At 60.5% G+C, this 22058-nt stretch carries 22 protein-coding genes and 3 pseudogenes; 17 read left to right on the top strand and 8 right to left on the bottom strand.

What is annotated here, in order from left to right; all coding sequences use genetic code 11:
• Positions 1-806 precede the first annotated feature (806 nt).
• Both P3T16_RS31120 and P3T16_RS31115 read left to right on the top strand, forming a co-directional pair.
• Entirely contained in the window at positions 807-1511 is a 705-nt protein-coding gene (locus tag P3T16_RS31120) for an SDR family oxidoreductase (protein WP_429345160.1), read from the top strand.
• Between the two features lie 220 nt (positions 1512-1731).
• Positions 1732-1905: pseudogene (locus P3T16_RS31115) on the top strand (alkene reductase); the annotation flags it as partial.
• A 288-nt stretch (positions 1906-2193) separates the two neighbouring features.
• Here the strand turns inward: P3T16_RS31115 and P3T16_RS31110 are convergent.
• Genes P3T16_RS31110 through P3T16_RS31100 form a run of 3 tightly spaced genes read right to left on the bottom strand, consistent with a single transcriptional unit; the run spans position 2194 to position 3139 of the window.
• Positions 2194-2484 (bottom strand): H-NS family nucleoid-associated regulatory protein, encoded by a 291-nt coding sequence (locus tag P3T16_RS31110; protein ID WP_429345159.1) that lies wholly within the window; start codon positions 2482-2484, stop codon positions 2194-2196.
• A gap of 2 nt (positions 2485-2486) precedes the next feature.
• The gene (locus tag P3T16_RS31105; protein WP_429260474.1) at positions 2487-2729 is read right to left on the bottom strand and encodes a hypothetical protein; all 243 of its coding nucleotides are present in this window, start codon (positions 2727-2729) and stop codon (positions 2487-2489) included.
• Positions 2730-2776: 47 nt separating this feature from the next.
• The gene (locus P3T16_RS31100; RefSeq protein WP_429260473.1) at positions 2777-3139 is read right to left on the bottom strand and encodes a hypothetical protein; all 363 of its coding nucleotides are present in this window, start codon (positions 3137-3139) and stop codon (positions 2777-2779) included.
• A 416-nt stretch (positions 3140-3555) separates the two neighbouring features.
• Between P3T16_RS31100 and P3T16_RS31095 the strand changes: the two genes are divergently transcribed.
• On the top strand, positions 3556-3876 hold the full coding sequence (locus P3T16_RS31095) for a GNAT family N-acetyltransferase (protein ID WP_429260481.1): 321 nt from the start codon (positions 3556-3558) through the stop codon (positions 3874-3876).
• A gap of 328 nt (positions 3877-4204) precedes the next feature.
• On the opposite strand, the gene P3T16_RS31090 is transcribed toward P3T16_RS31095, so the two are convergent.
• Complete coding sequence (locus tag P3T16_RS31090) at positions 4205-5248, bottom strand: rod shape-determining protein (RefSeq protein WP_429260471.1); 1044 nt, start codon at positions 5246-5248, stop codon at positions 4205-4207.
• 451 nt (positions 5249-5699) lie between these two features.
• On the opposite strand from P3T16_RS31090, the gene P3T16_RS31085 reads away from it, so the two are divergent.
• Positions 5700-6794: a glycosyltransferase family 4 protein gene (locus P3T16_RS31085; protein ID WP_429345158.1), complete on the top strand. Its 1095-nt coding sequence runs from the start codon at positions 5700-5702 to the stop codon at positions 6792-6794.
• Positions 6791-7630, top strand: coding sequence for a polysaccharide deacetylase family protein (locus tag P3T16_RS31080; RefSeq protein ID WP_429345157.1), 840 nt, complete (start codon positions 6791-6793; stop codon positions 7628-7630). The genes P3T16_RS31085 and P3T16_RS31080 overlap by 4 nt, the downstream gene beginning before the upstream one ends.
• A 44-nt stretch (positions 7631-7674) precedes the next feature.
• Here the strand turns inward: P3T16_RS31080 and P3T16_RS31075 are convergent.
• Positions 7675-7821 (bottom strand): annotated as a pseudogene (locus tag P3T16_RS31075) (LysR family transcriptional regulator); the annotation flags it as partial.
• A 281-nt stretch (positions 7822-8102) separates the two neighbouring features.
• On the opposite strand from P3T16_RS31075, the gene P3T16_RS31070 reads away from it, so the two are divergent.
• The 8 genes from P3T16_RS31070 to P3T16_RS31035 all read left to right on the top strand — a co-directional run bounded on the left by P3T16_RS31070 (position 8103) and on the right by P3T16_RS31035 (position 17260).
• Positions 8103-9803: a 5-guanidino-2-oxopentanoate decarboxylase gene (locus tag P3T16_RS31070; RefSeq protein WP_429345156.1), complete on the top strand. Its 1701-nt coding sequence runs from the start codon at positions 8103-8105 to the stop codon at positions 9801-9803.
• The gene (locus P3T16_RS31065; RefSeq protein WP_429345155.1) at positions 9800-11275 is read left to right on the top strand and encodes an aldehyde dehydrogenase family protein; all 1476 of its coding nucleotides are present in this window, start codon (positions 9800-9802) and stop codon (positions 11273-11275) included. Before P3T16_RS31070 ends, P3T16_RS31065 begins: the two co-directional genes overlap by 4 nt.
• A 94-nt stretch (positions 11276-11369) precedes the next feature.
• Positions 11370-12191, top strand: coding sequence for a transporter substrate-binding domain-containing protein (locus P3T16_RS31060; protein ID WP_429345154.1), 822 nt, complete (start codon positions 11370-11372; stop codon positions 12189-12191).
• 7 nt (positions 12192-12198) lie between these two features.
• Positions 12199-12867 carry an amino acid ABC transporter permease gene (locus tag P3T16_RS31055; RefSeq protein ID WP_429260465.1) on the top strand — a complete coding sequence of 223 codons (669 nt, stop codon included), beginning with the start codon at positions 12199-12201 and terminating at the stop codon, positions 12865-12867.
• Positions 12864-13520 (top strand): amino acid ABC transporter permease, encoded by a 657-nt coding sequence (locus P3T16_RS31050; RefSeq protein ID WP_429345153.1) that lies wholly within the window; start codon positions 12864-12866, stop codon positions 13518-13520. The genes P3T16_RS31055 and P3T16_RS31050 overlap by 4 nt, the downstream gene beginning before the upstream one ends.
• Positions 13521-13567: 47 nt before the next feature.
• Positions 13568-14293, top strand: a complete 726-nt coding sequence (locus tag P3T16_RS31045) for an amino acid ABC transporter ATP-binding protein (RefSeq protein WP_429345152.1) — start codon at positions 13568-13570, stop codon at positions 14291-14293.
• Between the two features lie 90 nt (positions 14294-14383).
• Entirely contained in the window at positions 14384-15955 is a 1572-nt protein-coding gene (locus P3T16_RS31040; protein WP_429345151.1) for a methyl-accepting chemotaxis protein, read from the top strand.
• Between the two features lie 393 nt (positions 15956-16348).
• Positions 16349-17260 carry a CHAD domain-containing protein gene (locus tag P3T16_RS31035; protein WP_429345150.1) on the top strand — a complete coding sequence of 304 codons (912 nt, stop codon included), beginning with the start codon at positions 16349-16351 and terminating at the stop codon, positions 17258-17260.
• A 37-nt stretch (positions 17261-17297) separates the two neighbouring features.
• Here the strand turns inward: P3T16_RS31035 and P3T16_RS31030 are convergent, their stop codons facing one another.
• On the bottom strand, positions 17298-17522 hold the full coding sequence (locus tag P3T16_RS31030) for a hypothetical protein (protein ID WP_429345149.1): 225 nt from the start codon (positions 17520-17522) through the stop codon (positions 17298-17300).
• Between the two features lie 169 nt (positions 17523-17691).
• The gene (locus P3T16_RS31025; RefSeq protein WP_429260459.1) at positions 17692-17889 is read right to left on the bottom strand and encodes a DUF3562 domain-containing protein; all 198 of its coding nucleotides are present in this window, start codon (positions 17887-17889) and stop codon (positions 17692-17694) included.
• A 408-nt stretch (positions 17890-18297) separates the two neighbouring features.
• Between P3T16_RS31025 and P3T16_RS31020 the strand changes: the two genes are divergently transcribed.
• The 3 genes from P3T16_RS31020 to phoU are packed head-to-tail and all read left to right on the top strand — an operon-like array spanning position 18298 to position 19741.
• Complete coding sequence (locus tag P3T16_RS31020; protein ID WP_429260480.1) at positions 18298-18741, top strand: hypothetical protein; 444 nt, start codon at positions 18298-18300, stop codon at positions 18739-18741.
• Between the two features lie 20 nt (positions 18742-18761).
• On the top strand, positions 18762-19151 hold the full coding sequence (locus P3T16_RS31015; protein WP_429345148.1) for a diguanylate cyclase domain-containing protein: 390 nt from the start codon (positions 18762-18764) through the stop codon (positions 19149-19151).
• Positions 19034-19741: a phosphate signaling complex protein PhoU gene (gene phoU, locus P3T16_RS31010; RefSeq protein WP_429260457.1), complete on the top strand. Its 708-nt coding sequence runs from the start codon at positions 19034-19036 to the stop codon at positions 19739-19741. Before P3T16_RS31015 ends, phoU begins: the two co-directional genes overlap by 118 nt.
• A gap of 413 nt (positions 19742-20154) precedes the next feature.
• Here the strand turns inward: phoU and P3T16_RS31005 are convergent.
• Positions 20155-20786, bottom strand: a pseudogene (locus P3T16_RS31005) (GDP-mannose 4,6-dehydratase); the annotation flags it as partial.
• A gap of 881 nt (positions 20787-21667) precedes the next feature.
• Between P3T16_RS31005 and P3T16_RS31000 the strand changes: the two are divergent.
• On the top strand, positions 21668-22027 hold the full coding sequence (locus P3T16_RS31000) for a hypothetical protein (RefSeq protein WP_429345147.1): 360 nt from the start codon (positions 21668-21670) through the stop codon (positions 22025-22027).
• Positions 22028-22058: the final 31 nt, after the last annotated feature.

The following is a 22058-nucleotide window of genomic DNA, read 5'->3' as shown; positions in this document are numbered from 1 at the left end:
CGCTGACAGCTTGAGGTCGAGGACGCCGAGCTCACCGCGCTTGACATTGGGGTCGCGATTGACCGTGGCGTGGCTGTTGCCCGAGTGGAGGACTTTTTCGATCTTGCTCATGATGAATTCCTTTGTGAATAAGGGTGTTAAGCGGCTTTAAATCGCATGCGATGTGATCGCATGCGTTGCATCATGAGTGAGAGGTTGGCGGATGTCAATCGCAAAAGATTTAATCGCATACGGGTTTTCGATAGGACGAACGAAGATCCCGCATCGGCCAGCATGGTGTCGCTTGTCTCGCACGCTGTCGCGGGGGGAGGCCAACAAGCCGTCGTGCATCCGACTCGGACGTTGGCGAATGATGTGATTTGCAGGTGTGTAATGTCCTTGCCGGGCAAGCGCGACCCACTCAGTTGCATGGTGTCTCCCCTTGTCAGGAGGGTGTCAGCTCGCGACGCATTACCACAGGGAAACCGCTGCTACGGGGACGCCGGGGGCGGTCGATCCCGGCACGCTCAGCGGTCGGGTGAACGGCGTCGTCATGAACTGTCAACTTCACAGGAAATCGTCAGTAAAGCTACGTCACACTTGACACTATGATTTTCATAGGTATATCCTTCGCCCATCGGATGCGGTGCGTGAGTTGTCACGAATCGTTCGACAAAAGCAATCCGGCGCCGGCTGCGCGACGCGATTAACTGCTGCACGGGAAGGCACGGCGCAACGGCTCGGTAAGCGAATGCAGCCTTGCTTCCACCAGATCTCACGCGCGGCGAGCCGACGCGCATGCGATTCATCATGCGAAAGGAAGGATTATGAAGATCGAAGGTGCTGTCGTTTTCGTGACGGGCGCGAACCGCGGGCTTGGCCTCGAGTTCGCGAAACAGGCGCTCGAAAGAGGGGCGCGGAAGGTTTATGCGGGCGCGCGCGATCCGGCCAGCGTGACGCTGCCGGGCGTGGTGCCCGTGAAGCTCGACGTGACTGATCCGGCGGCCGTGGCCGCGGTCGCCGACGCGGCGCGCGACGTCACGCTGCTGATCAACAACGCGGGCATCGCGCGGCTCGGCAGCCTGACGGACGACGGCGCGCTCGACGCGTTGCGCGATCACTTCGAAACCAACGTGTTCGGGATGCTGGCGATGTCGCGAGCGTTCGCGGGGAGCCTCGCCGGCAACGGCGGCGGCGCGATCCTGAACGTGCTGTCCGTCGCGAGCTGGGTGAACCGGCCGATCCTGTCGGGCTACGGCGTGTCGAAGTCGGCCGCGTGGGCGCTGACCAACGGCCTGCGCCAATCGCTGCGCGAGCAGCGCACGCAGGTCGTCGGGCTGCATGCCGGCTTTATCGATACGGATCTGACGCGCGGGCTGGAAGTGCCGAAGGCAACGCCGGCCGACGTCGTGCGCCAGGCGTACGACGCGATCGAGGCCGGCGCGGAGGAAGTGTCCACCGACGAGTTCACGCGACAGGTGAAGGCCGGGCTGTCGACGGGCGTCTATCTGAACGACGCGGCGCCGCACTGACGGCACCGGAGCGCTCGCCCGTCGCGCGCGTTCGCACGCGAGGGGTAGGCCTGTCGGGTCAGGCCGTGACTTCAATGATGCCTGGGATCATCACGTCAGGGTTGCCTCGACGCGTAACAACGTCTTTCATAGATAGCGCCTAGCGGGACTTCGGTCCGCTCACTCATCACGTTGATTTCATTGTTGCGGGCCCTGGATCCGCCAGGAAAAGTCGACTCTTATGCCGACACTTTGTGACCCCCTCCAGATTGGCGATCTCACGTTACCGAACCGCATCATCATGGTCCCGTTGACCCGTAAGCGCGCCGGTGACGAACGGGTGCCCAATGCGCTGATGGCAAAGTACTACGCCGAGCGCGCCTCCGTCGGGCTGATCCTCACTGAAGCTACCTCGTGATTCGCCATGGTCATGCTCGGTCAGTCTGACGGGAAACTACAGACTCCTCGCACTTGGCACTGGTCTTTCCGAAGCCGCGGTTATCGATGACCTGTCGCTCGCTGGACCTCGGCTGTGTAGCAACGGCCGCTGTACACCAGGAAGCTGCCGTTGTGTTCGAATTTGCACGGCCGTCCGTTGTGGGGTCGCTACGGGGCATTGGGCCTTCTTCGTGCTTGCCGCACATAATGTAACCGTTCTGCAGTTTGAGACGCAGCTTCTTCCTGGCCTGGGTAATGACGTGGGTCAGGTACTTCTTGCGACGAGGAACTCGCGTGAATTCTTTCCACCGAGCCAGGCGGGCCGTTTGCCCCATCCCGTCCAGGTTTGCCCGGTTGCAGGATTTCTATAGCGCGGTGGCACCGGCGGCCGGCCGCGCCGTCGGGTCACGACTTCGTGGGGTGAGATGTTGTATTCGTCCATGAGTTCGCGGATCCGTTCGATCGCTGCGGACCGTTCGGCGGCCCTGGCGCGCTCAATCTGCTCGTCGAGGATGGCGAGTTTCGCCCTCAGCTCAAGATACGTGCTCTCGCGCATGCTCAATTCAGATTTCTGGCAAGCTGCAGGCGTAATGTCTGTGCCATCTGCTCCAGGATATCGGGTAGCAGAACCTGTGCGTCAAGCGGCCCCCTGACCGAGTAACCGGAGCCCGCTTCACCGTCAAGCGCGATGACCGCAGCGCACCGTGCATGGGTGACCTGGAGGACATGAGCGCAAGCGGCATCAAGCGGGCCGCCCGACTGGCCACCCGGCACAACATTGACCTCAACGTTATCGGTCATCGTTTCCTCGGACGTGGACCGCACCTGAATTGTCGCGGTGCCTGCAACTAATACCATCTTTGACTGACCAGCCGGTTCAGGCACGTCTGGTAGGTCTCCCTCACCGCAGCCGAACGAAAGTCCAGGCGCAGATTCTCGCAGAACATGCCGGTAACGGTTTTGGAATCGAACCGGGTTGCCGACGTGAGTGCAATGCGCTTCGCAATATCCAGCGCCTGACTCGCCAGGTGCGCACGCTGCATCAGGTCGGCGCCGCCCCCGTTCGAAGAGAGCCACAGCTTGGTGGATTCAACGACGTGCTCTACGGAAAGCCACTCACCGGTCATCTCGCGCGTCAGCAGGTGCGATGCGACCAGATAGGTAAGCAGTTCCGCGCGGGCACGCAAATCCATATTCAGCGGCCGGCTCATCGTGGTAGTCCGGTTGACGCAGATTGTGTTCACGCGTCAATTGTAGAGGAGTCGGGATGGGGAGCCAAGCCATGGACATTCCATCAACTGGGAGACTTGAAGATCCGATCTCCAATTCGCAGGAGCAATCCGTGACTGTCGCAAACCTTCAGTGATTCCGTAGTGAATGCACCGCACTCGTAGCATCGGCGTCAATCGTGTCGTGTGCTGCCGATCGTCGACGGGCACAAGCCGGCCCAGGATGAGATGTTCGACAATGCCGCAAAGATCGTCAACAATGCAATATCTATCTCAATGCAACCTATTCCTCTGCGGCTCGAAGTAACCGATACCCCCGACGTTATTGACGAAGAGTTCGTGATTGCACAGACGCGCGCGTACAAAACGCAGCGTTTACGAACGAGGACGTCCGGACGCTGAGCGTTTTCATCCGCGACGACGAGAAGCGGATTATTGCCGGCCTGACGGGGAAAACCTACCGGGAATACCTTGAGATTCAGTTCCTATGGGTGGACGAGCGTTCGCGGAAAGGGGGATTAGCTTCCAGCCTAATGGCGGCAGCTGAAAGCCAGGCCCTGCAGAGGGGATGCAAACGCGCGTTTCTCGACACGCTAAGCTTTCAGGCACCCGGATTCTACAAAAAGCTTGGCTATACCGAATTCGGTCGCCTCTGCGGTTTCAGCGGCCAGCACGAGAGGCATTTTTTGAGACAGCAACTCGAACCGACGCCCCGATGAATATCCAGATTGAATCATCGCGGATTGTTCTTAGACCTCTCTCCGCGGCCGATGCTGACGAGGCGTTTCAATGCATTACACCTTCACTCACCCGGTACATGGCGTGGGAACCGCCGGCCGATCGCTGTGAGTTCGAATCTGGCAGTCGTGGAGACCGTTGATACATGAAGCCTCCGACTTCGCTTTCGCGGTACGTCAAATCACGGACAAAGCTTTCCTCGGCTTGGCGGGACTGGGTCCAGTTCTTCAAGCCGTGACTACGGCGAAGTCGCTGGAAGGGCAGGCGGATGGGTTGCGGAATGCGGTGGCGGTGTCATCGCCGCCACCGTCAATCGTACGAAAAGATACTGCCGAATTTATCCATGCGCTCGAGCGCCATGCCCGAGCCGCGCACGACGCACGTCAGCGGGTCTTCGGCGACGAACACCGGCAGGCCGGTTTCTTCCGCGAGCAGGCGGTCGAGATCGCGTAGCAGCGCGCCGCCGCCTGCGAGCATGATGCCGCGCCCGGCGATGTCGGCGCCGAGTTCCGGAGGCGTCTGTTCGAGCGCGATCTTTACCGCCGACACGATCTGGTTCAGCGGATCGGTCAGCGCTTCGAGGATTTCATTGCTGGAAACCGTGAAGCTGCGCGGGATGCCTTCCGACATATTGCGGCCCTTCACTTCCATTTCCCTGACTTCCGATCCGGGGAACGCCGAGCCGATTTCCTTCTTGATGGCTTCGGCCGTTTGTTCGCCAATGAGCATGCCGTAGTTGCGGCGGATGTAGTTGACGATGGCTTCGTCAAACTTGTCGCCGCCGACGCGCACCGAACCCTTGTACACGATGCCGCCGAGCGAGATCACGCCGACTTCCGTCGTGCCGCCGCCGATATCGACCACCATCGAGCCCGTGGCTTCGGAAACAGGCAGGCCGGCGCCGGTTGCGGCGGCCATCGGTTCCTCGATCAGGTAGACCTGCGAGGCGCCCGCGCTATGCGCGGCTTCCTTGATCGCACGTCGTTCGACCTGGGTCGAACCGCACGGCACGCAGATGATGATGCGCGGAGACGGCGCAAACATACGGGGCGCATGCGCCATCCGGATAAACTGCTTGATCATCTGCTCGGTGATGTTGAAGTCGGCGATCACGCCGTCCTTCATCGGGCGGATGGCTTCAATGTTGCCCGGCACCTTGCCGAGCATCTCCTTGGCTTCCTTGCCCACCGCCAGAATGGTTTTTTTGCCGTTCGGGCCGCCTTCCTGGCGAATCGACACGACGGAGGGTTCGTCGAGGACGATGCCCTTCCCGCGCATGTAGATCAGCGTGTTTGAAGTGCCAAGATCAATTGCGAGATCGTGGGAAAAGTAGCCGCGCAGAAAGCCGAACATTTGAAGTCCTGTCTCGCCTGAGGCCAGGCGCTGGGGCTTGGGGTGTCACGTACGTACGACCCTGTGTGGGTCGCGAGACAAAGAATAGCAGTTCCGGAAGGTCGGGGATGCTGCCTCGCGCCCACCTGAAAGCGGCTGTCGCGTGCTTGCCGCCAGATAACGCAACCGGTCATCGCGCTGCCTGCCATCAGCGTCGCTTAAGGTTGTCTGCGCAAAATGAACGCGTTCGAGGGAGGGTGGGTTTCGCGGATCTTAAGGAAAGCTTAAGGCTAACCTGGGGAAATCACGGAAGCCCGCTTGAAGAGACGGCCTGGCCGCAGCCGTTCATGCTCAGCGAACGCCTGACCAACGCGGAAAATTATCTGTCAATACCGGCAAAACGCACTCACGCCCGCTACTTTGTTACGGTATATTACGCACGATGCAAATTTCAGGTTGTTGGGGAAGGGCAATGAAAGCACTGAAGATTTTGCATAGCGAATCATCCAGCGGCTGGGGAGGGCAAGAACACCGTACTCTGAAGGAGATGATTGCGCTAAGAGGGATGAACCATTCCGTGGAGGTGGTGTGCCCGCAGGATGCGCAACTCGGTGTACGGGCACGGGGAGAGGGCTTCGCTGTTCATCATGCGCCCATGAGAGGCGGCGCAGACGCGCGGTCGCTGATGACAATCAGGGATTTGCTGTGTCGCAAAAGGTTCGATGTACTGAACACGCACAGCGGTCACGACAGCATTATTGCAGGGTTCGCCGGGCGCCTTGCGGGCACACCTCTTGTCGTTCGCACACGGCATCTGGCGTTGCCAATCAACTCCCTCGCCACCTACACATGGATTCCCCATCGCGTGATCGCGGTCAGCCGGCATGTGCGTGACTACCTGGTCTCCGCAGGCGTATCAAGAAGGCGGGTCGAGACCATCTATGACGGTATAGCCAGGCACGAGCCGCTGTCGCATTCCACCTTGCGCGCCGAACTGGGTATCAATGCGGATTCTACGGTCATTGGCATGGTCGCAATCATGCGCGACAAGAAGGGCCACGAGGATCTGATCGCGGCAGTTCGACCCTTGCTCGCCGGGCGGCCTGGGCTGCACATCGTCATGGCGGGAGACGGCCCTTGTTTCGATAAGGTCAAGGAGATTGTCGACCGACTCCGGCTCGCAGATCGCATTCATCTACTCGGTTTTCGCACCGATATTCCCAATGTGCTGCGTGGCTGCGACCTGTTCGTGCTGCCGACGCATCAGGAGGCGCTCGGCCAGTCGTATATTGAAGCGATGGCGAGCGGCCTGGCGGTAATCGGCAGCGACGTGGACGGTGTGCCGGAACTCATTAACCACGGTGTAAATGGTCTGCTCGTGCCGCCGCATGATATCGACGCGCTGCGAACGGCCATTGTGCAGCTGGTTGACGATCCCCGGCTGCGTGCCCGGCTTGGCCGCGCCGGCCGGCTGCTGACCGACTTCAGCTTTACAGTCGACGCAATGGCGTGCGAGACCGTCGAATATTATCGGCGCGGCTTGCGCGAACGGCGGAAAACCGGATGACGCAGTACGCGAGGACGGTGCCCGTCCTGATGTACCACCACATCAGCACGTCGCCAGGCATGATTACGGTTTCGCCCGCAAATTTCGCTGCGCAGATGGCGTACCTGGCGAAAGCGGGATATCGGACCACCGGCTCCGCTGAGTTCGCCGCGTACCTTGCTGGCACACCGCTGCCGCGCAATTCCATTGTCATCACGTTCGACGACGGCTATCTCGACAACTGGGTGCACGCACACCCGGTGCTGGAGCGCCACGGCTTTACCGCGTTGTGTTTCCTTGTGACCGCGTGGCCGGGCGAGGGTGCACCGCGCCCCCATGCGGGCGCGCGCGAGTCGTTGCCCACGCTGCTCAGCCATAAGGACGGGGAGTCGGCCATCGAAAACGGGGAGCCCGACCGTGTGATCGTTCGATGGTCCGAAATCGATGCCATGCGGCGCGCGAATACGTTTGAATTTCACAGTCACACGCATCGGCACGTGCGCTGGGACCACGTCGAACCTGATCGCGCGCGCAGGCGTGCGTTGCTCCGGCAGGATCTGATCGATTCCCGTCTCGCCTTCGACCGGCTTGGCGGCGCGTCCGATCATCTCTGCTGGCCGCAGGGCTATTTCGATGACGATTACCGCCAGGTCGCCCTTGAGGCGGGCTTTCGGTATTTCTATACCTGCGAGATGGGTCCGAACCAGCGCGGAAAGGCGCTCGCGGGCAGCACGGCCGTCGAACGGTCAGTCTTCCGCCTCGAAGTGCGCGACCGGCCGCCCGGCTGGCTGGCGTCCCGGCTGTGGGTGCATTCGCGACCGCAGTTGAGCCGTTTGTACCTGAAAATGAAACGTTGACCGGCGCATTGCGTCCGAAACGTCTCTTCCTGCCTGATGCGCTGGGTGGGTACCTTCAGCGCGCGGTCGGTGCGCTGCCGGGTTAGCCGCAGCGAAACCTCCTCGATCCGCGAGAAGCGCTCTTTCACTGCCGGCAAAAACTGTTCGCCTTCCTTCGTCGGCGCGAGCTCCTTCGCGCGTCGCGTGAATACGCGTTCAGCGGCGCCAGGCGGCGCATCGTCGATACCTTCCAGCATTTGAAAAACTCATGATGGCCGGTCGGGCTTCCCGACTCACTTCGCATCATGTGCGCCGATTTGCGCGCCCAGATCATCGGAGTGAATGACCCTCCTGATTGAGGCCATGAGCCCAGAACATGGCGAGCATGCAAATTACTCGATTGCCGTGTGCACGCCGCGGAACAAGAATAGGCCAACAAACACACATCCGGAGACAGGCATGCACCGGCAACTGATCAATTCGAAGACGTCTCATGAACTTTCCTGAAACCACATCGATCTTCGGCCACCCGGGCGGGCACCTGCAGCCTCAGGCGGTTACCGGGCAGACCTGCGGTGAGGCGCTTGTGGGGCTGCTTGAACACCACGGCGTCGAACTCGTGTTCGGCATTCCAGGCGTTCATACCGTCGAGCTGTATCGCGGGCTGGCGGCCTCGACGCTGCGCCACGTCACACCGCGCCACGAGCAGGGCGCGGGTTTCATGGCCGATGGCTATGCCCGCGTGACCGGCAAGCCCGGTGTGTGCTTCATCATCACCGGGCCGGGCATGACGAACATCGCGACCGCGATGGCGCAGGCTTACGCCGATTCGATCCCGATGCTGGTGATTTCCAGTGTCAACGCCACACAGCAGCTCGGTAGTGGCGCTGGCCGCCTGCACGAACTGCCGTCGCAGCACAGCGTCTTCGCAGGGCTCACCGCGTTCTCCCACACGCTGCTCAATGCGGACGAACTGCCGCAGGTGCTGGCGCGCGCGTTTGCGGTCTTCGCGAGCGACCGGCCGCGGCCGGTTCACATCGAAATTCCGCTCGACGTGATCGTTGCTCCCGCCCGGGCAACGCCACGCGGCGCGGCGGTATTTCCCGCTAAACCAGCCGGTGCGCCCGCTGCGCTCGACGCGGCCGCCGACCTGCTGGCAGGCGCGAAGCGCCCGCTGATCCTGGCCGGTGGCGGGGCGATCGAAGCCGCCGCCGAATTACGTGCACTGGCCGAACGCCTGCAGGCGCCGGTAGCACTGACGATCAACGCAAAGGGCCTGTTGCCGCGCGGTCATGCGCTGTCGATCGGCTCGACCCAGTCGCTCCCCGCGCCGCGCGCGCTGGTGCGTGAGGCCGACGTCGTGCTCGCAGTCGGCACCGAGCTGGGCGAGACCGATTACGACGTGGTGTTCGATGGCGGGTTCGCCATCGATGGCAAGCTGGTCCGGATCGATATCGACGCCCAGCAGTCGATGCGCAACTTCGCGCCCGATGTGGCTATCGCGGCCGACGCGAAACTCGGGCTCGCGGCGCTCGACGCCCGCCTGGCAACGCGCCCGCTCCCGCCGCGCGATGCCCGCTGGGGCGCGCCGCGTGTGAGCGCGGTGCGTGCCGAGGTCGATGCCGGTTACGATGCGCCGACCCGCTCGCTGGCAGCGCTCTTCGATACGGTATCGGACACGCTCCCCGATGCAGTCATCGTTGGCGATTCGACGCGCCCCGTGTACGCCGGCAATTTCGTCTTCGAGGCGGCCGCTCCGAGGTCGTGGTTCAACTCGTCGACGGGTTACGGCACGCTGGGCTACGGTTTGCCGGCCGCGATCGGCGCGCAGCTTGCAGTCCGGAACCGGCCCGTGATCTGCCTGATCGGCGATGGCGGACTGCAGTTCACGCTGCCCGAACTGGCGAGCGCCGTCGAAGCCGCCGTGCCGGTGATCATCCTGCTGTGGAACAACCACGGCTACGCGGAGATCAGGAAGTACATGGTCGAACGCGACATCGAGCCGATCGGCGTCGACATCTATACGCCGGACTTCCTCGCGATCGCGCGCGGCTTTGGCTGCTGCGCCGTAACGGCCGACACACAGGCCGCGCTTGCGAGCGAACTGAAGCAGGCAGCGGCACGCCGCGTGCCCACGCTGATCGAAATCGACGAACAGAAGTGGTTCGACCACGTTTCAGGAGGAGCGGCATGAACGCGCGGAACGACACGCAGTTTCTTACACAGCACTACATCGACGGCCGCTGGATCGACGGCGCACTGGGTCGGCGGATCGCGGTGGTCAACCCGGCGACCGGGGCCCATCTGGCCGACGTGGCCGCGGGTACCGCGCACGATGTCGAACTGGCGGTGGCCGCGGCGACCCGCGCGTTTCGCACGTGGAGGCAGACGACCGGCGCCGAACGCGCACGCTACCTGTACGCGATTGCTGCGGAAGTCGAGGTGCGACGCGAGCGTCTCGCAATGCTCCAGTCGCTGAATAACGGCAAGCCGCAAGAAGAAGCGCACATGGACGTCGACGATGTGATCGGGACGTTCCGCTATTACGCCCAACTGGCCGGGCGGCTGGACGACGCGGCGAGCGAAGAGGTCAGCATTCCCAGCACCGAGCATCGTGCACGGATTCGCAGCGAGCCGTGCGGCGTGGCCGCGCTGATCGTCCCGTGGAATTTCCCGATGGTGACGACAGCGTGGAAGCTCGCTCCGGCGCTTGCGGCCGGCTGCGCGGTCGTGCTCAAGCCTTCCGAAATCACGCCGCTGCCGGAACTCGAACTGGCCTCGATCATCGCATCGGTCGGTTTGCCGGCAGGCGTTTTCAACGCGGTGACGGGCACTGGCGCAGATGTGGGCGCCCCGCTTGTCGCGCATCCTGGCGTCGCAAAAGTGTCGTTTACCGGTAGCACAGGCGTCGGCCAGACCGTGATGAAAACAGCCGCCGACACATTGAAGGGCGTGAGCCTCGAACTCGGGGGCAAGTCGTCGATCATGGTGTTCGACGATGCGGACGTCGATCTCGCGGTCGAACTGGTCGAGGCGGGCGGGTTCTTCAACGGCGGACAGATGTGCTCCGCGACGAGCCGGGTGCTCGTCGCGCGCGAACTCGCGCCCACGTTGCTGGCGAAGCTTGTCGAGCGCGCGGAGCGAATCGTCGTTGGCGACCCGTTTGCGCCCGGTGTGCGCATGGGGCCGCTCGTGAACCGCGCCCAGTTCGAACGGGTGCGCGGCCATATCGAACAGGGTATTGCCGACGGCGCGCGACTCGTCACCGGCGGCGGCCGGCCAGCCGGCGCGCCGGAGCAGGGCTTTTTCATCGCGCCGACGATTTTTGCCGATGTACCGCCGACGAGCGCGCTGTGGCGAGACGAGATATTCGGCCCGGTTCTGTGCGTGCGGGTGTTCGACACCGAAGAGGAATGCGTCGACATGGCAAACGACAGCGAGTATGGGCTCGTCGCGACCGTCGTCACCGCCGACGAGGCACGCGGCGAGCGGGTCGCTCGCGCGCTGGAGGCCGGTGTGGTGTGGATCAACACGCCGCAGCTGATCTATCCGCAAACCTCGTGGGGCGGCTACAAGCGCAGCAGCATCGGGCGCGAACTGGGCCCGTTTGGCCTTGCTGCCTTCCAGGAAATCAAGCAGGTTCTGACACTTCGTCAGGCCTCCTAGCCAGTCGGTCTGGAAAGTACGGTCGCGCGGGAAATCCGTTGCCGCGCGTCGTGCAGATTGAATTCAACACAAAACAATTTTGGAGGAGCACATCATGAATGCTTTATCTCGCTCGCGCTTTGCGAATCGCCTTCTCGGCAACACTGTCCTGACGCTGTCGATTGCCTGCGGCGTTACGCTAGGCGCGCTGGCTCCGGCCGCGCATGCAGATGCGCTCGACTCGATCGCGAAGTCAGGTGTCGTGCGCGTCGGCGTCTTTGAAGACTATCCGCCGTTTGGTTCGATCGGTTCCGATATGAAGCCGGTCGGCTACGACATCGACATGGCGAGTCTGATCGGCAAGGCGCTGAACGCGAAGGTGGAACTCGTCCAGGTAACGGGCGACAACCGCATGGCGTACCTCGCCGACCACAAGGCGGACATGCTGCTGAGCGTCGGTCAGACACCGGAACGCGCGAAAGTGATCGATTTCTCGCAGCCGTACGCGCCGTACTACCTGGCGGTGTTCGGTCCGAAAAACGTGTCGGTCAAAGGCCCGGCGGATCTCGCCGGCAAGACGATCTCGGTAGCGCGCGGCACGCTCGAAGACCTGAGCATCTCGAAGGTGGCCCCCACGAGCGCCACCATCAAACGCTTCGACGATCCCAACGGGGCGATCGCGGCGTTCCTCTCCGGACAGGCCCAGTTGATGGTAGTGGGCAACGACGTCGGCGCGACGATTATTGCCCGCCATCCGGCGATTGAACCCGAACAGAAGTTTGAACTGTTCAGTTCACCCGACCACGTCGGCCTGAACAAGAGCGAAACGCGACTGATGCAAAAGGTCGACGAGACGATTGCGCAGGCAAAGAAGGACGGCACGCTGAATGCAATCTCGCAGAAGTGGCTGAAGACACCGTTGCCGGCGAATCTGTGAGTGCACGATGAGTTACGCATTCAATTTTAGCGATCTGCACACTTACACCGGATTGCTCGTGCGTGGTGTGACGATCACGCTCGGACTCACGGCGGTGTCGACCGCGCTCGGAGGGGCGCTCGGCGTAGCCGGCGCCGCTGTCGGCGCGGCGGGTCCGCGTTGGGCGCGCGCGCTGGTGGGCGCCTATGTCGAGTTGATCCGCAACACGCCATTCCTCGTGCAGCTTTTCTTCGTGTTTTTCGGACTGCCGGGTCTCGGTATCCATATCGGCGAAATGGAGGCGGCGGTGCTCGCGATGACCGTCAACCTCGGCGCGTACGCCACTGAAATCGTTCGCGCGGGGATCGATTCGATTCCCCGTGGACAGGTCCAGGCGGCAGTCGCGCTGGGTCTGCAGGGCCGGCAGGTGTTTCGGCACGTCGTGCTGCCGCAGGCGCTTGCGAACGTGTTTCCCGCACTGCTCGGGCAGGTCATGATCGTGATGCTGGGATCCGCCGTCGTGTCGCAAATCTCCGTGCAGGATCTGACGTACGCGGCCAACTTCATCCAGTCGCGCAACTTCCGGTCGTTCGAAATTTATCTCGTGATCACGGCGATCTATCTGGGCCTGGCGATCGTGTTGCGACGCATGCTGAACCAGTTTGGCGCGGGTCTCTTTGCGGGGCGGAAGCGATGAGCGATTTCACTCTCTGGGACATCGCGCGCAATCTGGTGATTGCGGCGCGCTGGACGGTGTTGCTGTCCTTGATCGCATTTGCAGGCGGAGGCGTGGTCGGCGCGATCCTGCTGGCGATGCGCGTGTCGAAAAACCGTGCACTTCAGTATGTGGTCACAGGGTATGTCGAACTGTTCCAGGGCACGCCACTGGTGCTGCAACTGTTCCTGGGTTTCTTCGGCTTGCCGCTGCTCGGTGTCGATGTTTCTCCGTGGGTCGCCGCAGCGGTCACGCTGACGCTCTACACCAGTGCCTATCTCGTCGATATCTGGCGTGGGTGCGTCGACGCGGTGCCACGAGGCCAGTGGGGCGCAGCGGCCAGTCTCGGCATGACATATGGCCAGCAGTTGCGCTACATCATCTGGCCTCAGGCGCTCCGGATCGCAGTAGCGCCGACAGTCGGGTTTCTCGTGCAAGTCGTCAAAAGCACTTCGCTGACATCGATTATCGGGTTTGTCGAACTGACGAAGACCGGGTCGATGATTACCAACACAGCGTTTCGCCCCTTTCCGATCTACGGGATGGTCGCGCTGCTGTACTTCGTGATGTGCTTTCCGTTGACCCGCTACGCGCGTGTGCTCGAAATCAGGTATCAGACGCGCGTGCAACGCTGATTCCGCAGGGCAGCGGTGGTATCGACTTAACGTTGACAGGTTTCAAAATGATCTCCATTAGCAATGTTTCGAAGTGGTACGGCCAGTTTCAGGTCTTGACCGGTTGCACGACGGAAGTGAAAAAGGGCGAAGTGGTCGTGGTGTGCGGCCCGTCGGGTTCGGGCAAATCGACACTCATCAAGACGGTGAACGGCCTCGAACCGTTCCAGCAGGGTGAGATCACGATCAACGGCCAGTCGCTCGGCGACAGGAAGACGAACCTGTCGAAGCTGCGTGCGAAGGTCGGCATGGTGTTCCAGCACTTCGAACTCTTCCCGCATCTGTCGATTACCGAAAACCTGACGCTCGCGCAGATCAAGGTGCTCGGCCGCTCGAAAGACGAAGCCAACGCGAAGGGCCTGAAGCTGCTGGATCGCGTCGGCCTGCGCGCACATGCGGATAAATATCCGGGGCAGCTTTCCGGCGGTCAGCAGCAGCGTGTAGCGATTGCGCGCGCGCTGTCGATGGATCCGATCGCGATGCTGTTCGACGAGCCGACTTCGGCGCTTGATCCGGAGATGATCAACGAAGTGCTCGACGTGATGGTCGAACTCGCGCAGGAAGGCATGACGATGATGTGCGTCACGCACGAAATGGGCTTTGCGAAAAAGGTCGCGCACCGCGTGATCTTCATGGACCGTGGCCTGATCGTCGAAGACGACCGCAAGGAAGAATTCTTCGCGAATCCGAAGTCGGACCGCGCGAAAGATTTTCTCGCGAAGATCCTCCACTAACCGGGCTTTTTCACGGCGTCGCTGCGCGGTGTGCCTTTCGGAAGCCGGAGCACTCAACAGTCGTCGCCTCACGCATAGGCACTTCTGGACATGAACTTCACGATTAGGGCACGCCTTGGCATGACCATGGCGTTTCTCAGCGCACTCCTGTTGATCGTGGGTGCGCTTGGTCAAGCCGGTATGAGTCAGGCGAACACGGCAAACAGCCAGACCTACACCGTTCAGTTACCCGGCACGATAGCCCTTGCCAACGCGGAACTTTATTCATCGCGCTCGCGAACGGCGCTTGATCGTGCTGCGCTTGTCGTAGGCACGCCGCAGGTTGCATCTTTACTCGATCTCTCGCACAGCATGGGCGAGCAGTCCGACGCGTGGTGGAAAAAGTATCTTGAAGGGCCGCGTGATGCGGCAGAGGATCGTCTCGCGCAAGCGGTTGCCTCCGGGCGCGACGACATGCGACGCGCCCTTGATGCACTCGAGGCAGCGGTCCGGAGTAGCGACTATGCCGAGATCGGCAAGAAGGAAGCGGCTGTTTCCGCAGTCGCGGCGAAGATGGTCGCCAGCGGCGATGCGCTGAAAAAGTTCGAATACGACGCGGCGAAAGAAAGATACGAAGCCGCACAGAGAACGTTCAGGACATCCCGCATCGTCAGCCTTGTGGCAATCGCGCTGGGGCTCGCGGCCGCGTGCTACGCGTGGTTTGCATTGGACCGTGCTATCGGACGCCCACTCAACAGGGCGCTTGACCATTTCAGGGACATCACGGAAGGCGACCTGCGCAGGCCGGTAGTCGCGTCGTCGCGCGACGAGATGGGCCGTTTGCTGGATGGACTCGCAGAGATGCAGCGCGGCCTCATCGAGACGGTGACTACGGTGCGCGCCAGCAGCGAGTCGATCGCTTCGGCGACAGGCCAGATCGCCGCGGGCAATATCGACCTGTCGCGTCGGACCGAGGAGCAGGCGGCATCGCTTGAGGAAACTGCGGCAAGCATGGAAGAGATGACCGGCACCGTCAGGCAGAATGCGGACAACGCCCGTCAAGCGAGCGGACTGGCGTCAAAGGCATCCGATATCGCGAACGTCGGTAACGAAATGATGACGCGCGTCGTCGACACAATGGGCAAGATCAATCAAAGCTCGACGAAGATTGGCGACATTATCGATATTATCGAAAGCATCGCGTTCCAGACCAATATCCTTGCGCTGAACGCTGCTGTGGAAGCGGCGCGTGCGGGCGAGCAGGGACGCGGATTCGCTGTGGTTGCAAGCGAAGTGCGTGGCCTCGCGCAACGCTCTTCATCGGCGGCGAAGGAAGTCAGGGCCTTGATTGACGACTCGGTTCAGCACGTGCAAAGCGGCTCGAGACTGATTGATGAGGCGGGTCAGACGATGAACGAGATCATCGGTGCAGTGCGACGCGTCACCGACATGATGGGCGAGATCGCCGCTGCTTCCGTCGAGCAAAGTACGGGGATCGACCAGGTTTCCCGTGCCGTTACCCACATGGACGAAGCCACGCAGCAGAACGCAGCGCTTGTTGAACAGGCTGCTGCTGCATCCCGGGCGCTGGAGGACCAGGCGCTCAGGTTGCAAGCCGCGGTTTCGGTGTTCCGCATCAGCGCCGCCGATGAAATGAGCGAGCTTGCGAGTGGGCGCGGCTAGCGCTTCGACCCCTACAGGAGCTTGACGATCAAGGCTCGCCTCGGCATATGAATGCTGGTTCTCCGAGCCTTGATGACAATTTGCGCGAAGGTGGACCTGGCCGCAGGAAGAGGGCGAATCTTGCAAATCAAGCGACATCACCAACCTTGTTGAAAGCGCTGCCCGATGAAACCCGGCTACGTGTGGAAACGATAGCGCACCCCGAACGCGGCGTGCATCGAGGCGACCCAGCCGGCGTCACACATTCCATTGGCGCTGACGCTCCAGCGTTGTAGGATTCAATCGAGTGGGCGAGCACTACGCCCAACCCGCGCGCGAATTCGCCTTGTCTGCGAGCACTTAACAACCTCACCCCCTCATTGCCCATCTTGCGGTCACAAGGAGCTCCCTGAAATGAGTTCTCATTTTCTGCTCGCCGCAGGGGCCGAAATACCCAACCCGGATGCGCACTCCCAGAGTGGCGACGCCGTCCTGCCGATGTGCGAGAGTACTGTTGCTGACGCTTTTTTGCTGCTGGCGACGTCGACCGCAGAGGACGCGGTGCGACGAGTTCGCAAACTGGAATCGAAAGCAGACCCCGAAGTTCTGCACAAGCTCCGCGTTGCATTCCGCCGGTTGCGTTCGCTATGGTGGGCCTACGGGCCGCTACTGGACAGGAAGGATGCCAGGTTCCGCTGTGGCGAATTCAAGTCCCTGGCAAACGCCGCCGGCAAGACGCGCGACTGGGATGTCCTGAGGGACTTGCTTGATGCCGACCCGTCGACGAAACATTCCATTAAACCGCTCATCGAGCTTGTCGACGAACGTCGCACCGAAGCGCTGTCGTTCAGTCGCCGCACGATTGGAAACGCCGGTGTCGAGCGGGTACTGGAGCAGGCGTGCACCGGTGCACGGACCCAGCTCGAGTCGCGCGCCAGGGGGCTCGTTCTCGTCGAATTTGCCGAGGACCGGGTGAGCGTGGCTGAGAAGGCCCTGAAAAAACGGGTGAGGCGGGCAGCGTCGCAGAGCGGCTCGGACTATGCCGCGCTTCACGAAGTGCGAATCGCGGGGAAGAAGCTGCGATATCTGCTTGAGTTCTTTTCGCCCGTGCTGGGTGGCGGACACTGGGCGGTGATCGAGCGCCTGACATCAGTCCAGGACGAACTTGGGAGGCTGAACGACCTTGTCACGAGCGAAGCGTTACTGCGGGAGTACATGTTTCAGCTAGGCGAGCCCTGCCTTGTTGAGGAAGCCATTGGCTATCTGCAAGACCAGAAGGGCTATCACATGGGCAAGGCGCAGGAGATTTTGCGCGCTCAATGGTAGTTGCTAACGTGCCGCGCAGCGCAGTCGGTGGCGTCGGTTAGCTATCGGCAGATTTTCGCTTCTTCATTTCGATGCGGCGCGTCAGGTCCGTCAACAACCACTTTGCGACCACAGCCGGCTCCGTCACTCCGTATTCTGCAAACTTGATTTCATTTTCGTAATAAACGATGACAGAACCGCTCATGACGCGATAGCGGCCGCGATAGCGCGAGCCATTCAATTCGATTTCAATTTCTCTGGTCGCTTCATAGCTGTCGGCCATCAATCACTGCTCTCTGGGTACGTAGGTAGGACTACACCGAAAGTAGCGAACCGATCTGTCTGCGTCAACGACGGGCAAACCCGGGGAATGCCGGTATCCCGGCAGGTCCCCGGCGACTGATCCGGACAGCGGTCTCCTGCTGTTTTTCAACGAACCGTGTCGCTGTCGTCTAGTGCATGTTTTGCTGAGCGCTGCGCAGGTTTTCCCGAACACGTTTGGCAACGAGGACGGTCAGGTAGTCCAGGATTCGCGCGCCGTCGCTATATTCGGCCCATGTCTCCGCGTACATTTTCGATACGGTCTCTGCAGGGGTGTTGGTGTCAGCGGCGATAGCGTTGACGACATCCTCGGCATTGAGCTGGGCCATGATGCACTCCTGGTGTTTGAAGAGAGGGGGATGGGCGCCGTGCGGGAAATCGATTAAACGATGTTGCGAATGTGCATGCAAATTGAATCGACCTATCGTCGAGGCGAGTCAGTTGTCTTCGCTTTTGTCAGCACAGATTCTGTCGTTTTCCTGACCAAGGGGTGCTTACTTCACAGCCCGGTGCGCGACAGTGGTGAACAACTCATTGCACACATCCGGCATGCATCGCACAAATCCAGTCGTTTCAGTCACTTGCACCGCTTGCTCGTGAAATTGTCCACAGCCATGCGAACAGATTCTGTGGATAACTTAATGACCGTACCCGGAGGGTGGCATCGCCAATGCAGTCCAGCAAGTGTTCAGAAACGATATATACTGTTTATATCGTTTGTCAATCAGGAGATGATCGTGAGCGAACCGGGTATCAGGAAACCGACGAAGAAGGCCTTTCACTTCCCCAAGCATGCAAACGGTCATGCGAAAGCCGACGACAAGCAGGCAAGTGAGAAAAATTCACTTGAGACGGAAGCTAAAGGTGTGAAACCGGCATCGGAAACGGTTGCAAAGCGCAAGCGCGCGGTAGCCCCCGAGGTAGCGGTAAGTCCGCCTGCGGAAACGAAGCCGAAGCGCGCGAAGAAGGAAAAGGTTGTGCGTGACAGCTTCACGATGCCGACGTCTGACTACGAGAAAATCGCAGCACTGAAACAGAAGTGCCTGGACGCAGGCGTTGCCGTGAAGAAGAGCGAGCTATTGCGTGCAGGGCTGCTGATGCTGGAATCCGCTGCACCCAAACGACTTCTTGCTGCAGTCTCGGCCGTCGAAACGGTCAAAACGGGACGGCCGACGAAGTAGGCAACGCTGCTATCCATCGCGTGGGACAGGCGCGCCGGCGGTTGCTTGCGCGGACCGATGGTCTGACAAGACCACACAACCGTTGCACCTTCGCGGAAGTGGCGCAGACTGAGTGGCGGCACGCGCAATGGAACAGGCATCCATTGTCGATGCTTCCAGTCGACGCCGCCTGCTTCACTGGGTTCAGCGATTTGTACGGGAACGCTGTGGGCAATGATGCAGTGGGTGCCGTCAGAAATCGCATCGACCTGTTGAGGAATACGTCACTGGCCACTTCCGCCAAGGAACGAAAATGTCGGACATGCATCTTTCCAGCGGGTTTGATTCGGACCTCAAGCTGCTTTCAACGAGGCTGCTCGAAATGGGCGGACTGGTGGAGTCTCAGATTGCTCGCGCGATGGAGGCACTGAACACCTTCGATCTGGCACTTGTCGAACAGGTTATCGAGGACGAACGCCGGCTCAATGCGATGGAAATAGAAATCGACGAGGAAGTGAGCAATGTTATTGCCCGTCGACAGCCGACTGCTCGTGACCTGCGTCTCCTGATGGGCGCCTCCAAGTGCATCACCAACCTCGAGCGTGCGGGAGACGAGGCCCGGAAAATTGCAAAGCGAACACGCCGTCTTGCCGTGGATAGCGCGGCGTGGACTGTCGACATCACCGAAATCAAGGCGTCCGGCGAAATGGCCTCACACATTCTGCGCAGAGCACTGGATGCGTTCGCGCGGATGGATACGGTTGCAGCAGCAGAAATTGTCAGAGATGACGAAGCCATCGACAATGAGTTTCGAGCTTTCGTGCGTAAGCTTATAACGTACATGACGGAAGACCCTCGAACAATCTCGATTGGACTTGACTACCTGTTCATAGCGAAGGCCATCGAGCGTATCGGCGACCATGCTACCAACATCGCTGAGTTTGTCGTCTACGTTGCGAGTGGTACCGATGTTCGCCACGTGTCACGTGACCGGCATAAGCGGAACACCTCTGGCAGGTGAGATCTGGGAAGGGGAGGAAGCCCGTCACCGTATCGGGAGCGCTTCGGAAGATGCGTTGCGACGACTGGCAGCGGCGCATCTGACGCTCTCGACGAAAACCTCGGACGGTGACGCGGCCCAGCAGCACGCCGAGTCACCCATTCCAGGATCGGAGCCGTAAAAGTCGAAAACTGAACACGCTCATTCCCTGCTCAGTCCGGATTGAGTCCCTCGCGCCTGTTTTCAAGAACTGCCCGTCTCGAGCGTCGGCGCGACCGCCTGGCTCGCATGTCCCTTGCGAATCACGAATGAATACCGGAGTCTGCTGCCCCCAGTTTCGTTTTCCAGTCCCTTGCGCTGCAGGAACCGGCGGGCGAGTGCGCCCGCCGGGATTGGATCAGGCGAACAGATCAAGACGCGGGCGCGCCGATCCGTCACGCAAATCCGCGAAGATTCATCGACTGCCACCGCCAGTGGTCGGCACACATCTGTTCGATGTCGAACTGCGCGCGCCATCCCGGTAGTTTGTCCGCTGCCGCCGGATCCGCAAAACGCTGCGCAATGTCACCAGACCGGCGCGCGACGATCTCATACGGCGCAGGCTTCCCCAACGCCTTCTCAAACGAACGCACTACATCGAGCACGCTGTATCCCTGGCCCGTACCGAGATTCACAACAAAGCTCGCATCGTGATTAACGAGCGCGTCCAGTGCCGCAAGATGCCCACGCGCGAGATCGACCGCGTGAATGTAGTCGTGCATACCCGTGCAATCGGACGTGTCGTAATCACCGCCGAACATGCGCAGTTTTTCAAGCTTGCCAACTGCAAGCCTGCAACCTGCGCGACATACGGCATCAGGTTATTGGGCACGCCAGCGGGATCTTCTCCAATCAACCCGCTTTCATGTGCGCCCACCGGATTGAAGTAACGCAACGTCGCGATTCGCCACGTCGGATCCGAAACCTCAAGATCACGCAGCACCTGCTCAGCAATCAGCTTTGACTGGCCATACGGATTCGTCGCGGAGAGCGGAAACGATTTATCGATTGGCTCGCTTTCCGGCACGCTGCATGGAAGCCGTCTGGACGGTCGACCATCGCTTCCTGTGGCTAATGGCCGGTCACATATACAGCCAACAGATTTGCGTTCGTCCGTTTCCGTTTGACACTTGATTTGCCGTCGGGATGCACATGATTGTTCCGCTGCGCACATCACGTCCAACTGAAAGGGAGTTTTTATGAAGTGTCTAAGCCGATTTGATGACCGGCTGTTTCTACTTGTGATTGTCTGCACATGGCGTTGTTTTTTGGGGCGGGGTTAGCAAGCGATTTGATGACTGGAGAGGCGTAGACGTGCGTTGCCTCAATATTCGACCGTCGTAACGTTCGCCTTGTTCTGTTTGCAACTTGTGACCGCAAATGATGCAGTTACCTATCTCCACGGAGGGTCTATGGGAACACCCCGTAAAATCTGGCGAATTTTCTGGCAGGAATGTCAGGATTTGCTCAGGGAATACCTGTCTCCGCTAACCGCAGTAGTTCAGTGGTGTCGTCGCAAAATCAAGTAGCTCGTCTCGTTCGCACCCGCGTCGTCAAGCGACGTGGGTGTGCCGTTGTTCCCATATCCTGGTTGCATTCTGTATCACTGGGATGATGGCGTCCCCTTCGTTTGCTCTCCCCCGCCGGCACCGATACCTGATCGAGCCCATTCAGGCAGAGGTTGGCTCGCCTTGACACGGATATCCCGATCTCTCTCGGTTCGCCATCGCCCAACTGGCCTTCGGATCGAAACTGATCTGAATGGCCCGCTGCAAGCCTTGGCAATTGCATTGGGCTAACCCTCATCATCTGCGATCGATTTGCATCTGCCGTGCTCGCCGTGAAACTGGGTTCGTGTGTTCGCTTCGCTTTTCGCGGACCACCTTCCTCACTCAACTGGAGCACACCATGCAACGGATCCATACGCCCCTAACGCAAGTTCTTGATGACCTCGCCTGTACGAATAGTCCGCAAGCGATCCGCTGGTTCATCAAAGCGACAATTTTCTTGACCAACGTTGTTCCGTTCGCTTTTTTGGTGGTCCCGTGGTTCGCGTCTGTGTGGGCAATCGATGAATTGCAGTTGGCTGCTGAGCACGTTCTCGGAGGGGCCGTGTGCGCTTTCATGGAGCTTTTGAAGCTAGGCATTTCAGCGTTCGCGTTTGAGGTGTTGATGCTCATGTTCATCATCCGGGACGAGTGGATTCCAATCGCCCATCAGAACGTATACGACGGAATCGAAGACCTGTTGCAGCCGTGGTTGCGTTAAGCCGCTCCGCCCCCCGAACCTGACTTCAGAG

The sequence above is a fragment of the Paraburkholderia sp. GAS42 genome (assembly GCF_050436565.1).
In the GTDB taxonomy this organism is placed as follows: domain Bacteria; phylum Pseudomonadota; class Gammaproteobacteria; order Burkholderiales; family Burkholderiaceae; genus Paraburkholderia.
This window is presented reverse-complemented; position numbering and strand designations above follow the sequence as displayed.

Excerpts from the sequence above, each read along its gene's own strand:
- P3T16_RS31120 (WP_429345160.1), top strand. The coding sequence starts at position 807 with ATGAAGATCGAAGGTGCTGTCGTTTTCGTGACGGGCGCGAACCGCGGG.
- P3T16_RS31110 (WP_429345159.1), bottom strand. The coding sequence starts at position 2,484 with ATGCGCGAGAGCACGTATCTTGAGCTGAGGGCGAAACTCGCCATCCTC.
- P3T16_RS31105 (WP_429260474.1), bottom strand. The coding sequence starts at position 2,729 with ATGACCGATAACGTTGAGGTCAATGTTGTGCCGGGTGGCCAGTCGGGC.
- P3T16_RS31100 (WP_429260473.1), bottom strand. The coding sequence starts at position 3,139 with ATGAGCCGGCCGCTGAATATGGATTTGCGTGCCCGCGCGGAACTGCTT.
- P3T16_RS31090 (WP_429260471.1), bottom strand. The coding sequence starts at position 5,248 with ATGTTCGGCTTTCTGCGCGGCTACTTTTCCCACGATCTCGCAATTGAT.
- P3T16_RS31085 (WP_429345158.1), top strand. The coding sequence starts at position 5,700 with ATGAAAGCACTGAAGATTTTGCATAGCGAATCATCCAGCGGCTGGGGA.
- P3T16_RS31080 (WP_429345157.1), top strand. The coding sequence starts at position 6,791 with ATGACGCAGTACGCGAGGACGGTGCCCGTCCTGATGTACCACCACATC.
- P3T16_RS31070 (WP_429345156.1), top strand. The coding sequence starts at position 8,103 with ATGAACTTTCCTGAAACCACATCGATCTTCGGCCACCCGGGCGGGCAC.
- P3T16_RS31065 (WP_429345155.1), top strand. The coding sequence starts at position 9,800 with ATGAACGCGCGGAACGACACGCAGTTTCTTACACAGCACTACATCGAC.
- P3T16_RS31060 (WP_429345154.1), top strand. The coding sequence starts at position 11,370 with ATGAATGCTTTATCTCGCTCGCGCTTTGCGAATCGCCTTCTCGGCAAC.
- P3T16_RS31055 (WP_429260465.1), top strand. The coding sequence starts at position 12,199 with ATGAGTTACGCATTCAATTTTAGCGATCTGCACACTTACACCGGATTG.
- P3T16_RS31050 (WP_429345153.1), top strand. The coding sequence starts at position 12,864 with ATGAGCGATTTCACTCTCTGGGACATCGCGCGCAATCTGGTGATTGCG.
- P3T16_RS31045 (WP_429345152.1), top strand. The coding sequence starts at position 13,568 with ATGATCTCCATTAGCAATGTTTCGAAGTGGTACGGCCAGTTTCAGGTC.
- P3T16_RS31040 (WP_429345151.1), top strand. The coding sequence starts at position 14,384 with ATGAACTTCACGATTAGGGCACGCCTTGGCATGACCATGGCGTTTCTC.
- P3T16_RS31035 (WP_429345150.1), top strand. The coding sequence starts at position 16,349 with ATGAGTTCTCATTTTCTGCTCGCCGCAGGGGCCGAAATACCCAACCCG.
- P3T16_RS31030 (WP_429345149.1), bottom strand. The coding sequence starts at position 17,522 with ATGGCCGACAGCTATGAAGCGACCAGAGAAATTGAAATCGAATTGAAT.
- P3T16_RS31025 (WP_429260459.1), bottom strand. The coding sequence starts at position 17,889 with ATGGCCCAGCTCAATGCCGAGGATGTCGTCAACGCTATCGCCGCTGAC.
- phoU (WP_429260457.1), top strand. The coding sequence starts at position 19,034 with ATGTCGGACATGCATCTTTCCAGCGGGTTTGATTCGGACCTCAAGCTG.
- P3T16_RS31000 (WP_429345147.1), top strand. The coding sequence starts at position 21,668 with ATGCAACGGATCCATACGCCCCTAACGCAAGTTCTTGATGACCTCGCC.